Genomic DNA, 16,781 nt, shown 5'->3' on the forward strand with positions numbered 1-16,781 from the left:
CATGCTGCCGCTCGACACCAGCGCCGCGTTCAGCGCTCGGGCGCACCTGTCGCGACCCCAGGGACTGGCCGCCGATCCGGCGAGCCTGAAGTCGCTCGGTACCGTGGTGCGGCGTAACGATGCCGCCGCGCTCGATACCGCCGCGCGCGCCTTCGAGTCGCTGCTGGTTGGTCAGATGCTCAAGCAGATGCGCACCGCCTCGCTCGGCGAGGGTATCCTCGATTCGCAGCACAGCCGCATGTACCAGGAGATGCACGATCAGCAGATCGCGGCCAACCTGAGCGAAGGGCGGGGACTGGGCATCCGTCAGGCACTGCTGCGCCAGCTCTCGCCGTCGGGGTCGACGGTGAGCGTCGAGACCGGCGCCGGGCGCACCCTCACTGTCCCCGAGCGCACCCCCTGGTTGCGGCGGATGCATCCGGCAGCGGCGGCGGGCGCCGCCGAGACGACGACCACCCGCGCCGGTGCGAGCGAGTCGGGGGCGGCCGCGCCGAGCATCGCGCGCGCCGGCGAGGGGCGCTGGCCACCGCGCAACCCGCAGGAGTTCCTCGACTATCTCGCCCCGCACGCCGAGCAGGCCGCGGCGCGACTGGGTGTCGATCCACATGTGCTGCTCGCGCAATCGGCGCTGGAGACCGGCTGGGGCAAGCATGTACCGCGTCATGCCGACGGCAGCAGCAGCTTCAACCTCTTCGGCATCAAGGCCAATCGCGCCTGGCAGGGCGAGCGGGTCTCGGTCGGCACGCTTGAGTATCGTGACGGCGTGGCCCGTCGCGAGCAGGCGCGCTTCCGTGCCTACCCGAGTCCCGCCGGCTCATTCGAGGACTATGTCGATTTCCTCCAACGTAATCCTCGTTATGGTGATGCGCTGACCAAGGTCGACTCGCCGCGCGAGTTCGTGCGTGGACTGCAGCGCGCCGGCTATGCCACCGATCCACGCTATGCTGAGAAGATCCTCGGCATCCACGCCAAGCTGCGACGGATGAGCGCCGAACAGGCCACGGAAGCGCCTGCCGCGACTCAAGTTTCCACGGCGCCGGCCGATAGAACACGAGTGCGGGGGTAGGTGATGCGAGGGCTTCGACAACAGAGTCCACTGGAGTGGTCGGTCGTGGTTGACGGCGGCCAGGCATCCATCAACCGGCAGATCCACGGGAGACGGGTATGAGTATTCTGGGGACGGGGGTATCGGGGTTGCTGGCCTTCCAGCGCGCGCTCTCCACCACCGGACACAACATCGCCAATGCCGCCACCGAGGGCTATACCCGCCAGCGGGTCGATTTCAGTACGCGTACGCCACAGTTCACCGGTGGCTATTACGTCGGCCAGGGCGTCACCACCGACGGCATCCGTCGCATCCAGGACGACCTGGTCGACGCCCGGCTGCGGACCAGTCTCTCGGACAACGGCTACGGCTCGGTGCGCGCCGAATATGCCGAACGTGTCGACAGCCTGCTCGCCGATGCCACCACCGGCATGGCGCCGGTGCTCGAGAACTATTTCGCCGCCGTCCAGGATGTCGCCGACGACCCGACGGCGATCGCCGCGCGCACCGCGCTGATCGGCGAGGCCGATTCGCTCTCGGCGCGTTTCGCCCGCGTCAACGGTGAGATCCAGGAGCAGCGCGACCTGCTCAACGGCGAGATCCGTTCGAGCGTCGACGAGATCAACCAGATCACCGCGGCGATCGCCGAACTCAACACCCAGATCGTCACCGGTGACTCGCGCGGCAGTCAGCCCAACGACCTGCTTGACCAGCGCGACCTGCTGCTCAACCAGCTCGCCGAGAAGGTCGACCTCAACACCACGGTGCAGGACGACGGCTCGGTCAACGTCTTCGTCGGCAACGGTCAGGCGCTGGTCACCGGCGGGAATGCGGCCGAGCTGGTCGCACGTTCCTTCTCCGGTGACGGCAACATCGATGTCGGGCTCAAGACCTCCGGGGGCGATCAGCCGGTCGACATCTCGCGCTTCATGACCGGCGGTGAACTCGGTGCCATGCTCGAGACGCGTACCGGCATCCTCGACGAGGCGCAGAATACCCTGGGGTTCATCGCCCTCAACCTGGGCGCCGCCTTCAACCAGCAGCACACCCTCGGTGTCGATCGTGACGGCAATCTCGGCGGCGAGCTTTTCGCCATCCCCGAGCCCGACGTCTATCCGACGCCCGGCAATGCCGCCAGTGGCCAGCTCGAGGTCACCCTCGAGGACGTCAGCGAGCTGACGCCGAACGACTACCGGCTGCGTTTCACCGGCAGCGCCTACCGTCTCGAGACCCTCCCCGATGGCACCGATGTACCGCTGACGCCCGATTCCGACGACCCGGACGTGCTCACCGGTGGTGGATTGCGTATCGATACCGGGGATCTCTCCGGCGCCGCCTCGCGCGATCAGTGGCTGATCCAGCCGACGCGGGGCGCGGCCGATTCGCTGGAGGTGTTGATCAGCGATCCGGAGAAGATCGCCGCCGCCGGCGCCATGGTCGCCGATGCCGGCGATCTCAATGCCGGCGCGGTGCAGATCGCCTCGGTCGTCGCCGTCGACGGTGACGACCCGCGGCTGCTCAACAGCGCCGTGGTCGGCTACAACGGCTATGGCTACACCCTCAATGGTGTCGAGCTGCCGCCGAGTGCGATCAGCGTCGACGAGCAGGGCTTCACCACCATCAGCGCCAATGGCTGGGCGCTGACCCTCGATGGCACGCCCGAGGTCGGTGACGAGTTCTCCGTTGCCGGCAATGGCGGGGTGGACATCGTCCTCGGTGAGGGCAATCTGCGCCCGGATGTCGTCAGCCGCAGTGTCATCGACACCACCGACCCCGATCTGCTCGACGAGGTGGTGATCGAGTTCGACGGCACCGACTACACCCTCGACGGCGTTGCCCTGACACCACCGGATCTCACCACGCTGCCCTCGGGCAACATCCAGATCACCGCCAACGGCTGGCAGCTCGAGCTGCAGAACGCCTGGATCGCCGGTGATCGCTTCACCGTCGGTGGTGGCGGCACCTTGGCGGTGACGCCGGACGCCGGTAACACCGGCACGGCGGCGGTGCTCGAGAGCCGTGTCACCGATCCCGAGGCCGATTTCTCGACCGCCTCGACCCTGGCCTTCAACGGCACCAACTACGTCCTCGATGGCACCGTGCTGCCGAATTCAGCAGTCGAGGTGGCACCGGATGGCAACACCACCACGATCACCGCCAATGGCTGGGCGCTGACCCTCGACTCGCAGCCCGCCGCGGGTGACCAGTTCGACATCGGCGGGCTTGCCGAGATCGCCGTTTATCCCGATCCGGCCAACGGTGTCAGCGCCGCCGAGGTGCGGGTGACCGACAGCGAACACCCGCGTTTTGCCGACACCGTCGAACTCAGCTACGACGCCACCACCTTCCAGTACAGCCTCGATGGCGTGCCGCTGCCGACCTCGGCGGTGAGCGGGAGCGCCGATGGCCAGGTGACCATCGCCGCCAATGGCTGGGAGGTCACGCTCGAGCGCGCGCCTAATGACGGCGAGGTCTTCGAGATCTCCGGCAATGTCCAGCGCGAGGGCGACAACCGCAACATGCTCGAGCTGACCCGGCTCCAGGACGCGCGCACCCTCGAGGGCGACGAGAGCATCCAGAACGGCTATAACAGCCTGATCTCCGAGGTCGGCACCCAGACCCGTCAGGCACAGATCGTGCGCGACGCCAGCGCCACCCAGCTCGAGTCGGCCCAGGCCCAGCGCGAGTCGATCTCTGGGGTGAACCTCGACGAGGAAGCGGCCAACCTGTTGCGCTACCAGCAGGCCTATCAGGCCTCGGCGCAGGTGATCGCCACGACCAGCACCCTGTTCGATACCCTGATCAACGCGGTCAGGCGTTAAGCCCCGCGGAGGCGAGCCCAGCATGCGTATCTCCACCCAACAGGCCTTCCAGAGCGGCGTCACGGCGATGCAGCGGGCGCAGTCCGAACTCAGCCACACCCAGCTACAGCTGGCCACCGGCCGGCGCATCCTCACCCCTGCCGACGACCCCGCGGGGGCGACCCAGGCCGGCCAGCTCAATGCCGCGATCCGCGCCAACGAGCAATATCAGCGCAACGCCGACTATGCCCAGCCGCGCCTCGAGCAGGAGGAGGCGAGCATCATCGCCATGGAGAACCTGCTGCAACGCGCCCGCGAGCTGGTGCTCGCCGGCAACAATGACACCCAGAACGACCAGACCCGTAGCTATCTCGCCAGCGAGATCCATCAGCTGCGCGATGATCTCATCGACATCGCCAACACCAGGGACGCCAACGACGAATACCTGTTCGCCGGGACCCGCTCGTTCGTCCAGCCCTTCAACAAGGAGGCCGACGGCTCGGTCGGTTATGTCGGCGCCCAGGGGGCGGGAGCGGTGCGCGAGGTCGAACTCTCGTCGACCAGCACCATCGCCGTCGGTGACAGTGGCGACGTCCTCTTCATGGACCTGCCCGAGCGCAGTGGCCTGGTGCTCGAGGCGCAGCAACCGCTCGGCAACACCGGCTCACTGGTGGTCGAGGAGACGCAGATCAGGGATCGTGAGGACTTCGATGCCACCGCCGGTGAGCGTTTCGAGATCCGCTTCGCCGACAACGCCGGGACCATGGAATATTCCGTGGTCGACGACCTCGGTAATGTCGTGCTCGACAAGAGCGGCACGCCGATCCAGGGCGTTGCCTACAACAGCGGCGATGCGATCGAGTTCGCCGGGCGCAGCGTGACCCTGACCGGTGCGCCGGCCGATGGCGACACCGTGGTCTCGCGTCCGGCCGAGCACCGTGACATCTTCGCCACCCTCGATGCGATCGCCACCGCGCTGGAGACCCCGGTGAGCGATCCCGAGGTCCGCGCTCGACTTTCCGAGTCGGTCGAGATCGCGCTCGGCAATATCGACTCCGGTCTCGATCGGCTCAGCGACGTCAGGAGCACCGTCGGCTCCCGGCTACAGACGCTCGAGACCCAGACCGAACTCAATGCCGAGCGCGAACTCAATCTCGAGAGCACCCTCTCCGACATCCAGGACGTCGACTACGCCGAGGCGATCAGCCGCTTCAAGCTCCAGGAGATCGTGCTCCAGGCCGCGCAGCAGACCTATGTGCAGGTCAATCGGCTGTCGTTGTTCGACTTCCTCTAGGAGGTCTTGGACCCACCTCGATCCTGCCCGGGGCTGCCATAGGCCTTGCGCATCCGCTGCGCGGTATGCGCGGCCCCCGGGCTGTCCTGCGGTTCGGCCTGGTGTTCGGCGCCTTCGGCCGCACGCAGTCGCTGCAGTTTACGCAGCACCTTCGTCCGTTCGTTGATGGCACGCGTCTCGGCGTGGCCCTCTTGTTCGAGAATGCGCTGCAGTCGCCGACGATCGCTCTCGCTCCATGTCTCGGGCTTGAGATCCGTGCCGAGTCGCCGGAGCAGTACCCGACGCCGCTTCTGCAGCGTCTCGACGAGCGCCCAGTCGGCGCCCGTCGCCGCCTCCAGCAGCTGTTCGGTGGCCCGCTCGAGTTCGGTGATCAGGTCGGTGTGCATGGTCATGGTCGACGCCTCCCGTCGCTTGCTCGCGGGGTGCTCGACCCCAGTCCGGACTGTGCCACTCGGGGACGTCCCGGGCAAGCACCGGTGGTACTTTAGGCGGCTCGCCGATCGGTGCTAGGATGCCCATTCAATCACGGGGGCGCCGGGTCTTCGCCCGCACCCGATCCGCCAACGTCAATCTCGGAGCAACGATCGTGACAGACTCCCAACGACTGCTCGAGCAGGCCATCGAACATCAGCGCGGTGGACGGGCCGAGGCCGCCGAGTGGCTGTATCGTGCAGTGCTGGCACTCGATGTCGATCATGCCGAGGCCAATCACAACCTCGGCATCATCGAGATCGAGCGTGGTGATCTCGACGCCGGACTCGACCATGTGCGCCACGCGCTCGATCAGGCCCCGGAGGTTGGTGGTTACTGGTTGACCCTGGTCGAGGGACTGCTGCTCGCCGGACGTGCCGCCGAGGCTGCCGAGGTGATGGAGCGCGCACGCGGACTCGGGCTCGACTCCCCCGAGGCCGATGCGCTCGCCCAGCGCATCACCGAGGCGATGGCGGCGACCCCGGCCTCGGCTGCGGCGCCGCTGTCTTCGGAGCTGACCATGCCGAGGCCATCGACGGCGGACGATGGCTCGCTGTTGCTGACCATGGATGATGGTGTGCGCATCCATGTCCCCAATGATATCGACGTCTTGCCCACCTATCTGTTGCTCGAGCGCGAGGACTGGCCGGAACCCGAGATGGCGCTGGCGCGTCGTCTGGTCGAGCCCGACGATCTGGTGCTCGATCTGGGCGCGGGACTCGGTGTCTATACCCTCGCCATGGCCCATGCCATGGGGCAGGGCAGCGGTCGGGTGCTGGCGCTCGAGCCGGTTGTCGAGTCCGCGACACTGCTGGCGCGCAGCCTTGCCGAGAATGCGCTGGAGGCACGCGTCGTGCTGTTGCAGCAGGCGATCGGGGGCGGGTCCGACGAGGTCGAGATCCGGGTGCGACGGGCGGCGCGCCCGCACGACCTTGGCGACTGCTTCGAGACGCGCACGGTCGGTGCGCTGACCCTGGACGAACTCTTGGCCGATGCGGCCTGGCCCGTGGGCGCGAGTCCGTCGCTGGTGCGTCTTGATCTCGCCGCCGGGCAGCTGCCCGCTGTGTTGCGAGCGGGGGAGCGGTTCTTCGCCGCGTATGACCCGCTGTTGATGTTGCGGGTCGCTCCAGATTGCGACCTGGGTGCGTTGCGCCAGGCGGTCGAGACACTCGGTTACGCGCTGTATCGCCAGGTCGATGCGCTGAGCGCCCTGGCCCCCTGTGGTACGGCGGAGACGCTCGATGCGCGCCGTCGTAACCTCTTTGCCTGTGCGCCGGCACGCGCCGAGCGGCTGCGCGCGCGCGGCCTGATGGTGTGAACCGGCTCAACTGGAGATCGCGATGACCGAGAGCGCATGGTATATCCGGCTGGGCGCCTATCCCTATGCCCAGCCCTTTCTGATCGACTGGCAGATCGCCGACCATGGTCGCGATCCCTTCTGGTCGCGCTTCGAGGAGGCGCTCGAGCGTTATCTCGACAGCCACGACTCGACTCGGCCGGTGGCCGAACGCTATCAGGCGCTGACCGAGGCGATGGCACGCTTCGTCCAGCTCAGGGCCGAGGGGGATGGTCATCTCGCCACCCGCATGGTGCTGATCCGCATCCTCTTCGACCTCGGCGAGCGTCAGCGCGCCGGCGGTGAGGTCGCGGGTCTGTTGCAGGGCATGAGCTGGCTGACCGAGCCGATCCCGGACGACCTGCAGATCCATGTCAACCGCCCGCTGATCGCGCCGATGCCGAGCTTCGACCAGCGTCCGGTGAAGGGCGATCTGGGGCTCTGGCTGCAGGCCGCACTGCTCGAGACGCTCGAGTGCACCAAGGCTGACTCGTCCTACTTCCACAACGATCTGCAGCTGTTCAAGCTGCTGCTGGCCAACCCCAATCACAGCCTGGAGATGGAGCGTCGACAGCGCCTGCTCGCCACCCGGCTGGGGATCGCGCTCGGTTCGCCCGAGGTGCCGGCGGCCGATCGCGACCTCTGTCCCGAACGCAACGGCGAGGTGTGGTCGCTGCTGCGTGCCCCGACCTGAGCATCGTTATCCGTCACGCGCGCTGTGCTCACGCTGGCGCGCCAAGGCCCAGTCGATATGCTCGCGAACCATGGGGTCAGGGTGGTCGCGCCAGCGTGTGAGCGCAGTGAGCGCCGCCGGCGACGGGGCGGCGTTGCCGAGTGCAACGGCGAGGTTGCGCAGCCAGCGACCATGACCGATGCGCCTGATCGCGGACCCCGAGGTCCGTTCCAGAAAGGTCGGCTCGTCCCAGCCGATCAGGGTGATGAGGGTGGCGCGATCGAGTCCCTGGCGGGGCAGGAAATCGGTCTCGGCGGTGGCGCGGGCGAAACGGTTCCAGGGGCAGACCTGCTGACAGTCGTCGCAGCCGTAGATGCGGTTGCCGAGTGCCGGGCGCAGCGCCAGCGGGATCGGGCCCGGGTGCTCGATGGTGAGATAGGAGATGCAGCGCCGGGCGTCGAGCCGATAGGGCGCGATGATCGCCGCGGTGGGGCAGACCTCGAGACAGGCCGAGCAGTGCCCGCAGTGTGAGCGCAGCGGTGTATCGAGCGGGAGCGGCAGGTCGGTGAACAGCTCGCCGAGAAAGAACCAGGAGCCGGCACGTGGGTTGATCAGGTTGGTGTGCTTGCCGATCCAGCCCAGGCCCGCCTGCTCGGCGAGCGGCTTCTCCATCACCGGCGCCGAGTCGACGAAGGCGCGATAGCCGAAGGGGCCGATCGTCTCGGTGATCCGGTCGGCGAAGCGCTGCAGTCGACGACGGATCAGCTTGTGGTAGTCGCGCCCGAGTGCATAGCGCGAGACGAAGGCGCGCGCCGGGTCGCTGAGCGTCGCCGGATCCTCTCGTGGCTCGGGGTGGTAGTCCATGCGTACCGAGACGATGCGCAGCGTCCCCGGCACCAGCTCGGCGGGACGAGCGCGCCGACGACCATGACGGGCCATGTAGTCCATCTCGCCGTGATGGCCGGCGTCGAGCCAGTCGAGCAGGCGCTGCTCGGCGCGTTGCAGTCCGGTCTCGGTGATGCCGACCTGCTGAAAGCCGAGCGCCATCCCCCAACCCTTGATCCGGGTCGCCAGTTCGAGCGCCTCGTGCGGATCGAGCGCGCGCCTCATCGTCTGCTCCGGTGCTCGCCTGTCTCGTCCATTCCCCCTAGAATCGGGGTCGCCACGCCGATCCCAATCCATGTCCAGACCGTCATGAACCAGCCATCGCTGCCGCACGCACTCTACCGCGCCGATCAGGCCCGCGCGCTCGACCGCGCCGCCTGTCTCCAGCCCGAGCTGAGCGGTCGTGAGCTGATGGAGCGCGCCGCACGCGCGGCGCAGCGACTGGTGGCCGCACGCTGGCCGCAGGCACGCCGGATCTGCGTGCTCGTTGGCGGCGGCAACAACGGGGGTGACGGCTATGCGCTGGCGCGGCTGTTGCGCCGGGCCGGGCGCGAGGTTCGGGTGTTGAGCCTGGTCGCGCCGGAGCGGCTGCGGCACGAGGCCGCCGAGGCCTGCCGCGACTGGCGGGCGGTCGGCGGGGCGATCGAGCCCTGGCGCGGTGGCCTTCCCGAGGACGCCGAGCTGCTGGTCGACGCCCTGCTCGGCATCGGGCTCGAGCGTCCGTTGCGCGAGCACTGGGCCGAGGCGGTGCGTGCGCTCAATGCCCACCCGGCGCCGGTTCTCGCGCTCGATCTCCCCACCGGTTTGCACGCCGACCGGGGCGCCGTGCTCGGCGAGGTGGTGCGGGCCAGCGCGACCATCAGCTTCATCGTGCTCAAGCAGGGGCTGCTGACCGGGGTTGGTCCCGGCTGCTGTGGCCGGCTCCACTGGGACTCGCTCGGGGTGGCGGAGGGGCTGCTGACGGCGGCGCCGGTCAGTGCGCGACGCATCGACTGGGCCAGCCAGTGTGCCTGTCTGGGGGTGCGGCGGCGCGATGCGCACAAGGGCCAGTGTGGTCATGTGCTGGTGATCGGTGGCGCCCCGGGGATGTCCGGCGCGGCACGCCTTGCCGGCGAGGCGGCGCTGCGTGCCGGGGCCGGGTTGGTGACGATCGCCACCCATCCGACGCATGCCGCGCTGCTCAACCTCACCCGCCCGGAGCTGATGGTGCGTGGGGTCGAGCACGGCGGCGATCTCGGATCACTGCTCGCGCGTGCCGATCTGGTGGCCATCGGTCCCGGGCTCGGGCGGGATGCGTGGGGGCGCGGGCTGTGGCAGCGGGTGCTCGAGTGCCGGTTGCCGCTGGTGGTCGATGCCGACGCGCTCAACCTGCTCGCCGAGCAGCCGCTGCGGCGCGATGACTGGGTGCTGACGCCGCATCCGGGCGAGGCGGGGCGGTTGCTCGGCTGTGGGACCGCCGCGGTCGAGGCCGATCGTTTCGCCGCACTCGCGGCCTTGCGTCAAAAGTATGGCGGTGTCCTGGTGCTCAAGGGCGCCGGCACGCTGGTCGGCGGTGCGGACGAGACACCGCCAGCGGTCTGCAGCGACGGTAATCCGGGGATGGCGACCGCCGGTGCCGGAGATGTGCTCACCGGGGTCGTCGCCGCGCTGATCGGGCAGGGGATGGATGCGGGGGAGGCTGCGCGTGCCGGGGTCTGTCTGCATGCCGCCGCCGGTGATCGGGCGGCGCGCGCGGGTGAGCGGGGAATGATCGCCGGGGACATCATCGAGGCGGTGCGCGCCCTGGCCGACGGGAGAGAGAATCATCATGCATGAGATCCATATCGCCGGTGAGGCGGCCCAACTCGCGCTCGGGGCGCGGCTGGCCGAGCGCATGCGAGCGCCCTTCGTGCTCTATCTGCAGGGCGATCTCGGCTGCGGCAAGACCACCCTGACCCGTGGGCTGCTGCGCGCGCTCGGCCATCAGGGCGCGGTGCGCAGCCCGACCTATACCCTGATCGAGCCCTATGCGCTCGCCACCACCCAGCTCTACCATCTCGACCTCTATCGCCTGGCCGACCCCGAGGAGCTGGAGTATCTCGGTCTGCGCGATCTGCTCGATACCCCGGCGATCTGGGTGATCGAGTGGCCGGAGTGCGGTGATGGCGCGTTGCCACCACCGGATCTGCAGCTCCGGCTCGAGCATCGCACCGATGGGCGCATCCTGCGCCCGGTGGCGACCACCGAGGTGGGTCTGGCGTTGGCCAGAGCGCTCTATGAGCGCTGAGTTCCGAGATCGCAATGCCTTGTTGCGTAAGCGATACATTTCGTTCCAAAGGAATTCAGGAAGCAAGTCTAATCCCAGGTTTTTTCTTGGAATACTCTGGGTGAAGCTGCTATCTTAAAAACAACGAATCGTCAAATCACCGGGGTAGTTCATCGCCGCTGCGCGACCGTGCCACCCCCGAGAACATCGGTCGTCGGCGCCCCCGGCGATCCCGAGGCTGCGACGTGAAACGGGTTTTCACTCTCCTGCTCTGCGCTCTCCTGGCCCTGCCCGCACTCGCCGCGCAGGTCACGGTCGAGGGTGCGCGCGTCGGTGTCGAGGACGGCCGGACTCGGGTGGTGCTCGACACCCGGGCCGCGCTCTCCCACAAGATCTTCACCCTCGAGGGCCCGGACCGGGTCGTCGTCGATCTCAGCGACGCCCGGCTGGGCGCCTCGTTGCCGCGACCGCGCGGCAATGATCCGGCGCTGGTCGGGCTGCGCAGTGGTGTTCGCGACAAGACCGATCTGCGTATCGTCTTCGACCTCAAGTGTCCGGTACGGGTCAAGAGCTTCAGCCTGCCGCCGGATCGTCGTCACGACAAACACCGCCTGGTGATCGATCTGCTGCCGCGGACGGCCAGCGCCGCGCCCCATTCCAGGGTGGTGGCCGGTCGCGCTCGATCGCCTTCACACCCCGAGGTGCTGATCGCCATCGACGCCGGTCACGGCGGGGCCGATCCCGGCGCCATCGGCAAGCGCGGCACCTACGAGAAGGACGTCACCCTGGCGATCGCCCGCAAGCTCGCCGCGTTGGTCGAGCGCGAGCCGGGCATGCGAGCGCTGATGATCCGCGACGGGGACTACTACGTCCGGTTGCGCCAGCGCATCGAGAAGGCACGCAAGCACAAGGCCGATCTGTTCATCTCCATCCATGCCGACGCCTTCACCAACGATCGCGCCCACGGCTCTTCGGTCTATACCCTGTCGTTCAACGGCGCGAGCAGTGAGGCGGCGCGCTGGCTGGCCAACCGCGAGAACGCCGCCGACCTCATCGGTGGGGTCAACATCGCCGACAGCGACGACCTGCTCGCCAGCGTGCTCATCGACATGACCCAGAACGCCACCATTGAGCACAGCACCGAGGCCGCCGGCGCGGTGCTCTCGCATCTCGGCGAGGTTGGGGATCTGCACAAGCGTCGGGTCCAACGTGCCGGGTTCGCGGTACTCAAATCGCCGGACATCCCCTCGATGCTGGTCGAGACCGCCTTCATCACCAATGCCGAGGAGGAGCGTCGACTGAGCGATCCGGCCCACCAGGAGCGGTTGGCACGCGCCATCCTCGCCGGGATCAAGGCCTATTTCCGTAAGTACCCGCCGCAGGGCGCGCTGCTGCAAGCGGCCAACGGGCGCGCGACCCCGCGTCGTCACGTCACCCACCAGGGCGATACCCTCTCCGAGATCGCCCAGCGCTATCGCGTCAGCCTCTCCTCGCTGCGCGCCGAGAACGGCCTGACCGACGACACCATCCGCGTCGGCCAGGTGCTCGCCATCCCCGAGGGGTCGTAAGCCCGCTGGCTGCCAGAGCGCGATCAGCCGCCGGTTGGTGGCTTGCCCTTGGCCGAGACGTTGAGGGCAGGGCGCCCACTGGAGGCTGGGGGCCGAAAACGGCGCCCTCTCTCCCTTCGCGTCCGGCCTTTGCTACCATTGACGCTTTGGTCCGTGCGCCGCGCGCGGGAATGCGAGAAGTCCAAGTCACCCCGATGCTACAGATCCACAACAGCCTGACCCGCCAGAAGACCCCCTTCCAGCCGCTCGAGCCCGGCAAGGTGCGCATGTATGTGTGCGGCATGACCGTCTACGACTACTGCCATCTCGGCCATGCCCGGGTGATGGTGGTGTTCGATGTGGTCTATCGCTATCTGCGCGCGCTCGGCTACGAGGTGACCTATGTGCGCAACATCACCGACATCGACGACAAGATCATCCGTCGCGCCGCCGAGAACGGTGAGTCCTGCGCCGCGCTGACCGAGCGCTTCATCGCCGCGATGCACGAGGACGCCGCCGCGCTCGGCGTGCTGGCGCCGACCAGCGAGCCGCGCGCCACCGCGCACATCGACGAGATCCAGACGATGGTCGCCACCCTGATCGACAAGGGGCTGGCCTATGCCGCCGACAACGGCGATGTGTACTACGCCGTCTCGCGCTTCCCCGGCTACGGCAAGCTCTCGGGCAAGGATCCGCAGGACCTGCGCGCCGGTGCCCGGGTCGAGGTCGACGAGGCCAAGCGCGACCCGCTCGACTTCGCACTGTGGAAGGGTGCCAAGCCCGGCGAGCCGAGCTGGTCCTCGCCCTGGGGCGAGGGGCGTCCGGGCTGGCACATCGAGTGCTCGGCGATGAGCACCTGCTGCCTCGGCAACCACTTCGACATCCACGGCGGCGGGGCCGACCTGCAGTTCCCCCACCACGAGAACGAGATCGCCCAGTCCGAAGGGGCCACCGGCGAACCCTTCGCCGAGGTATGGATGCACAACGGCTTCGTGCGCATCAACGAGGAGAAGATGTCGAAGTCGCTCGGCAACTTCTTCACCGTGCGCGAGGTGCTCGAGCGCTTCCGGGCCGAGGAGATCCGCTACTTCATCCTCACCAGCCACTACCGCAGCCCGCTCAACTACGCCGACGAGCAGCTGCAGTCGGCGCGCGGCGCGCTCACTCGGCTCTACACCGCGCTGCGCGGCCTGCCCGAGGCCGAGGCCCCGGCCGAGAGCGCGTTCGCCACCCGCTTCACTGCGGCGATGGACGACGACTTCAACACCCCCGAGGCGCTGGCGGTGCTCTTCGAGCTGGCGCGTGAGGTCAACCGCGCGCGCGATGCCGGTGAGCCGGAGCAGGCCGCCGCGCTCGGCGCCGAGCTGCGCCGTCTCGGCGGCGTGATCGGTATCCTCCAGGACGACCCCGAGCGCTATCTGCGCGGCGGCGACGGCGGCACCGACGGGCTCGACGATGCCGCCATCGAGTCGATGATCGCCCAGCGTCAGGCCGCGCGCGCCGCGCGCGACTGGGCCGAGGCCGACCGGCTGCGCGACGCTCTCACCGAGGCCGGCATCGTCCTCGAGGACGGCGCCCAGGGCACCACCTGGCGGCGCGGTTGAGTGTCGTCTGCCGTCAGGCGTCAGGGTGATTGAACCGCCAAGGCGCGAAGGACGCGAAGGGGAGATCAGTCCATTGATTGGGTTGCCCTCGGCAACCCAATCAATGGACGGCTCATCCAACCGACGCCGCCGAACCCCTGCATTCCTTCGCGTCCTCCGCGCCTTTGCGGTTCGAACCAGCTTCCAGCGATCAGCTTCCAGCCTCCAGTCGGGGAGGCTGGTGTGCATGATCGGCGATTGACGGGCAAGACGGTATCTTAGCGGTTCAAGCTGTTTGGACGACTGACGGCTGGAAGCTGAAGGCCCATCCTCCCGAGCACGTCGATTGGGTTGCCTTCGGCAACCCAAAATAGAGGCACCGCTCATCCAACCGACGACGCCCCTCCCGCATCCCTTTGCGTCCTCCGCGCCTTTGCGGTTCAACCCGACTGGCGACTGGCGACTGGCGACTGGCGACTGGCGACTGGCGACTGGCGACTGGCGACTGGCGACTGGCGGCTGGCGACTGGACCCGGCCGCGTCCCGCCTACACCAATCCGTGACGGTCCTTCATGTGCAGGTAGACGAGGTTGGAGACCTGGCGGATGACGTCGCCGCGGCTGCGAATCCACTGAGTGTAGTTCTGTGCCCGGGTGGGACGTTCGATGATGCCGATCATGGTGTAGGCGTGCTTGCGCCCGCGCCGGTCGCGCGCCTCGATGATGCCCATGTTGCCGCACAGCTTGGCCGTCGAGCCGGTCTTGTCGCACACCTGTAGCGGGTGCGAGATGGCCGAGACGCGGGTGACGATGCGGTCATTGTTGGGCAGGCACATCAGCCGTCGCAGCTCGGCGCTGTAGGGCAGGCGGTCGTTCCAGATGGCGTAGAGGAAGCGGCTGTAGTCGTGCGCCGAGGCCTTGTTGGCGTAGGTGCCGCCGCCCGGTGGGATCTTCTCGATGATGCGGGTCTGGCGGAAGATGCCGGGGGCGTGTTGCTTGAGTTCGGCCTCGACGTCGCGCGGGCCGCGTCGCCCCCGGTTGGCGCTGACCCGATCGATCAGCCAGTTGGTGGCGCTGTTGCTGCTGCGCTGGATCATCCGCTCCATGTGATGGCGCACGTCGTCGTTGTAGCGCACCCGTCTCGAATGGGTGGCCTGATAGAAGTAGGCCTGGGCGACGAAGGGCTTGATCATGCTCGCCGCCTGGCGCTGCACGTCCTCGTTGATCGCCACCAGCTTTTTGCCGGTACTGAAGTCGTAGACCGACCAGGAGGTCTGCTCGTTGGAGCGCACGACGCCTTTGCGGCGCAGCCGTTGCACCAGGTCGTTGACCTGGTGGTTGAGCGAGTGATCGCGCGCGGCGGCCTCGACGAAGCTGGGACTGCCGCCGAGCAGGCCGGCTGAGGTGGCGGCGAGCGCGGCGAGGAAGTTGCGACGATCGAGGAAGAAGCCGTTGTCGTCGGCAGCCGGCTGCTCGATGCCGTCCGCGAACTCATACATAACTCGAACCCTCCGAGGCAAGAACTGCATGACGCGGTCGGCGGGGCGCGGCCGCGTGTGTTTCACCGGGCCACGCCTTCCTCGCTGGCGGCGAGCGTCGAGCATGGAGGGGGCCGTGCGTACCGGCGGCGCGAGGCGTGGCGCCGGCGGGTGTCGTGATGATCGCACTCGTCACGGGTCGTGACGAACCCGCAAAAGGATAGGCGGGCAACATCGAAATGACAAGGCGTGTGCATAAGAAAAGCGCTGATGTCTCAATGTCATCAGCGCGTAACTTGAAGCGGCTTGATATCTCGAGGCGGGACGAGGCGAGGGCGTGCGCCGCTTATCCTGCAGCCAGACCGCCGAGCAGCAGCCAGACCACGGTGGCGGCGGCGATGCCGACGAGTGCGGCGAAGAGCACCCACAACCGCACCACCTTGAGTTGCGCCTGCAGTGCAGTGAGGCCCTCGGCGACCTCGGAATGGGTCTGGGTGGCGATCGTCTCGCTCTGCTCCTGGACCGCGCGCCGGGCGGCGACCAGCGCCTCGCGGGCGGTGCGCTCGGCCAGCGGGTCGAGATGCGCCCGCAGTGCCTGCTCGACCAGGCTCGAGAGCGCTTCGGGCTGGGGATGGCTGGCGTCGATCATCTCCTCGATCCGGGCGCGCTCGCCCTCGAGTTCGATGCGCAGCAGATCCGGCAGCAGGTCGGGCAGGGCGGCGCGGATCTGCGCCTGCAGCTCGGCCTCGGAGATGTCCCGCCGGGCGTCGAGCTGCTGGCGAACCTCGGCGCGCAGCTGCTCGCTGAGATCGCGCCGCAGGTCTTCGAGCAGCGGGGTGAGGGTGCGGGTGATCTGCGCGGAGACGCGGGCGTCGAGTTCGGCCATGTCGATGGCCGGTGCGCTGGCGGGCGCGGGCGCGGGCGGCGGTGTGGCCGGCGCCGGTGCCGCTTCCGTCGTGGTGGGCGCGGGCACGGTGGCCGCCGGCTGGGCGAGGACCGTGCGCAACTCCTCGAGGATCTCGGGCAGGCGCTCCGGGGCGACCGACTTGGGCAGCACCCCGAGCACGCCCTTGCGTCGCGCGGTCTCGACGAAGTCGGCCTCTTCGTGCGAGGAGCACATCACCACCGGGATCGCGGCGGTGCGCGGGTTCTGCTTGAGCACCTCGAGCGCCTCGAAGCCGTTGAGCCCGGGCATCATGTGATCCATCAGGATGGCGTCGGGCAGCTCGCGCTCGAGGATCTCGAAGGCGGCCTCGGCCGAATCGGCGGTCTCGACCTCGACATCGTGGCGTTGGAGCTGGAGCCGCAGCGCATAGCGCGCCGACCTGGAGTCATCGACCAGCAGTATCTTCATCCAATCCTCCGCGAGAAGCCCCGTCCCTCGGGCGGGGTGGCGTGCGAGTATGCTCTGTTGGCGCGTGCCG

The 16,781-nt window shown here is 68.2% G+C and carries 13 protein-coding genes; 9 read left to right on the forward strand and 4 right to left on the reverse strand.

All coding sequences use genetic code 11. The annotated features are described in order from the left end of the window. The first annotated feature begins 1 nt into the window (after position 1). The 3 genes from flgJ (at position 2) to flgL (ending at position 5,140) form a co-directional block, all read left to right on the forward strand. On the forward strand, positions 2-1,066 hold the full coding sequence (flgJ, locus tag MARPU_RS07065) for a flagellar assembly peptidoglycan hydrolase FlgJ (RefSeq protein ID WP_005223811.1): 1,065 nt from the start codon (positions 2-4) through the stop codon (positions 1,064-1,066). Positions 1,067-1,164: 98 nt separating this feature from the next. Further along, entirely contained in the window at positions 1,165-3,867 is a 2,703-nt protein-coding gene (gene flgK / locus MARPU_RS16605; RefSeq protein ID WP_005223810.1) for a flagellar hook-associated protein FlgK, read from the forward strand. 22 nt (positions 3,868-3,889) lie between these two features. Next, a complete protein-coding gene (gene flgL, locus MARPU_RS07075; protein WP_005223809.1) occupies positions 3,890-5,140 on the forward strand; it encodes a flagellar hook-associated protein FlgL in 1,251 nt (416 codons plus the stop codon). Here flgL and MARPU_RS07080 read toward each other — a convergent pair. Next, the gene (locus MARPU_RS07080; RefSeq protein WP_005223808.1) at positions 5,137-5,532 is read right to left on the reverse strand and encodes a hypothetical protein; all 396 of its coding nucleotides are present in this window, start codon (positions 5,530-5,532) and stop codon (positions 5,137-5,139) included. The two genes, flgL and MARPU_RS07080, sit on opposite strands and share 4 nt — an antisense overlap. A gap of 194 nt (positions 5,533-5,726) precedes the next feature. Between MARPU_RS07080 and MARPU_RS07085 the strand changes: the two genes are divergently transcribed. Both MARPU_RS07085 and MARPU_RS07090 read left to right on the forward strand, forming a co-directional pair. Further along, on the forward strand, positions 5,727-6,929 hold the full coding sequence (locus tag MARPU_RS07085) for a class I SAM-dependent methyltransferase (protein WP_005223807.1): 1,203 nt from the start codon (positions 5,727-5,729) through the stop codon (positions 6,927-6,929). Positions 6,930-6,951: 22 nt separating this feature from the next. After that, positions 6,952-7,641, forward strand: coding sequence for a hypothetical protein (locus tag MARPU_RS07090; RefSeq protein WP_005223806.1), 690 nt, complete (start codon positions 6,952-6,954; stop codon positions 7,639-7,641). 6 nt (positions 7,642-7,647) lie between these two features. Here the strand turns inward: MARPU_RS07090 and queG are convergent, their stop codons facing one another. Beyond that, entirely contained in the window at positions 7,648-8,730 is a 1,083-nt protein-coding gene (gene queG, locus MARPU_RS07095; protein WP_005223805.1) for a tRNA epoxyqueuosine(34) reductase QueG, read from the reverse strand. An 84-nt stretch (positions 8,731-8,814) separates the two neighbouring features. On the opposite strand from queG, the gene MARPU_RS07100 reads away from it, so the two are divergent. The 4 genes from MARPU_RS07100 to cysS all read left to right on the forward strand — a co-directional run bounded on the left by MARPU_RS07100 (position 8,815) and on the right by cysS (position 13,901). Continuing rightward, positions 8,815-10,320, forward strand: a complete 1,506-nt coding sequence (locus tag MARPU_RS07100; protein WP_005223804.1) for a bifunctional ADP-dependent NAD(P)H-hydrate dehydratase/NAD(P)H-hydrate epimerase — start codon at positions 8,815-8,817, stop codon at positions 10,318-10,320. After that, positions 10,313-10,771 (forward strand): tRNA (adenosine(37)-N6)-threonylcarbamoyltransferase complex ATPase subunit type 1 TsaE, encoded by a 459-nt coding sequence (tsaE, locus tag MARPU_RS07105; RefSeq protein ID WP_005223803.1) that lies wholly within the window; start codon positions 10,313-10,315, stop codon positions 10,769-10,771. Before MARPU_RS07100 ends, tsaE begins: the two co-directional genes overlap by 8 nt. Before the next feature lie 224 nt (positions 10,772-10,995). Beyond that, positions 10,996-12,318 (forward strand): N-acetylmuramoyl-L-alanine amidase, encoded by a 1,323-nt coding sequence (locus tag MARPU_RS07110; protein ID WP_005223802.1) that lies wholly within the window; start codon positions 10,996-10,998, stop codon positions 12,316-12,318. A gap of 194 nt (positions 12,319-12,512) precedes the next feature. Next, entirely contained in the window at positions 12,513-13,901 is a 1,389-nt protein-coding gene (gene cysS, locus MARPU_RS07115) for a cysteine--tRNA ligase (protein ID WP_005223801.1), read from the forward strand. A gap of 526 nt (positions 13,902-14,427) precedes the next feature. Here the strand turns inward: cysS and MARPU_RS07120 are convergent. Further along, positions 14,428-15,378 carry a serine hydrolase gene (locus MARPU_RS07120; RefSeq protein ID WP_005223800.1) on the reverse strand — a complete coding sequence of 317 codons (951 nt, stop codon included), beginning with the start codon at positions 15,376-15,378 and terminating at the stop codon, positions 14,428-14,430. Between the two features lie 325 nt (positions 15,379-15,703). Beyond that, entirely contained in the window at positions 15,704-16,711 is a 1,008-nt protein-coding gene (locus tag MARPU_RS07125) for a response regulator (protein WP_005223799.1), read from the reverse strand. Positions 16,712-16,781: the final 70 nt, after the last annotated feature.

The organism is Marichromatium purpuratum 984 (assembly GCF_000224005.2).
Classification (GTDB): Bacteria; Pseudomonadota; Gammaproteobacteria; order Chromatiales; family Chromatiaceae; genus Marichromatium; species Marichromatium purpuratum.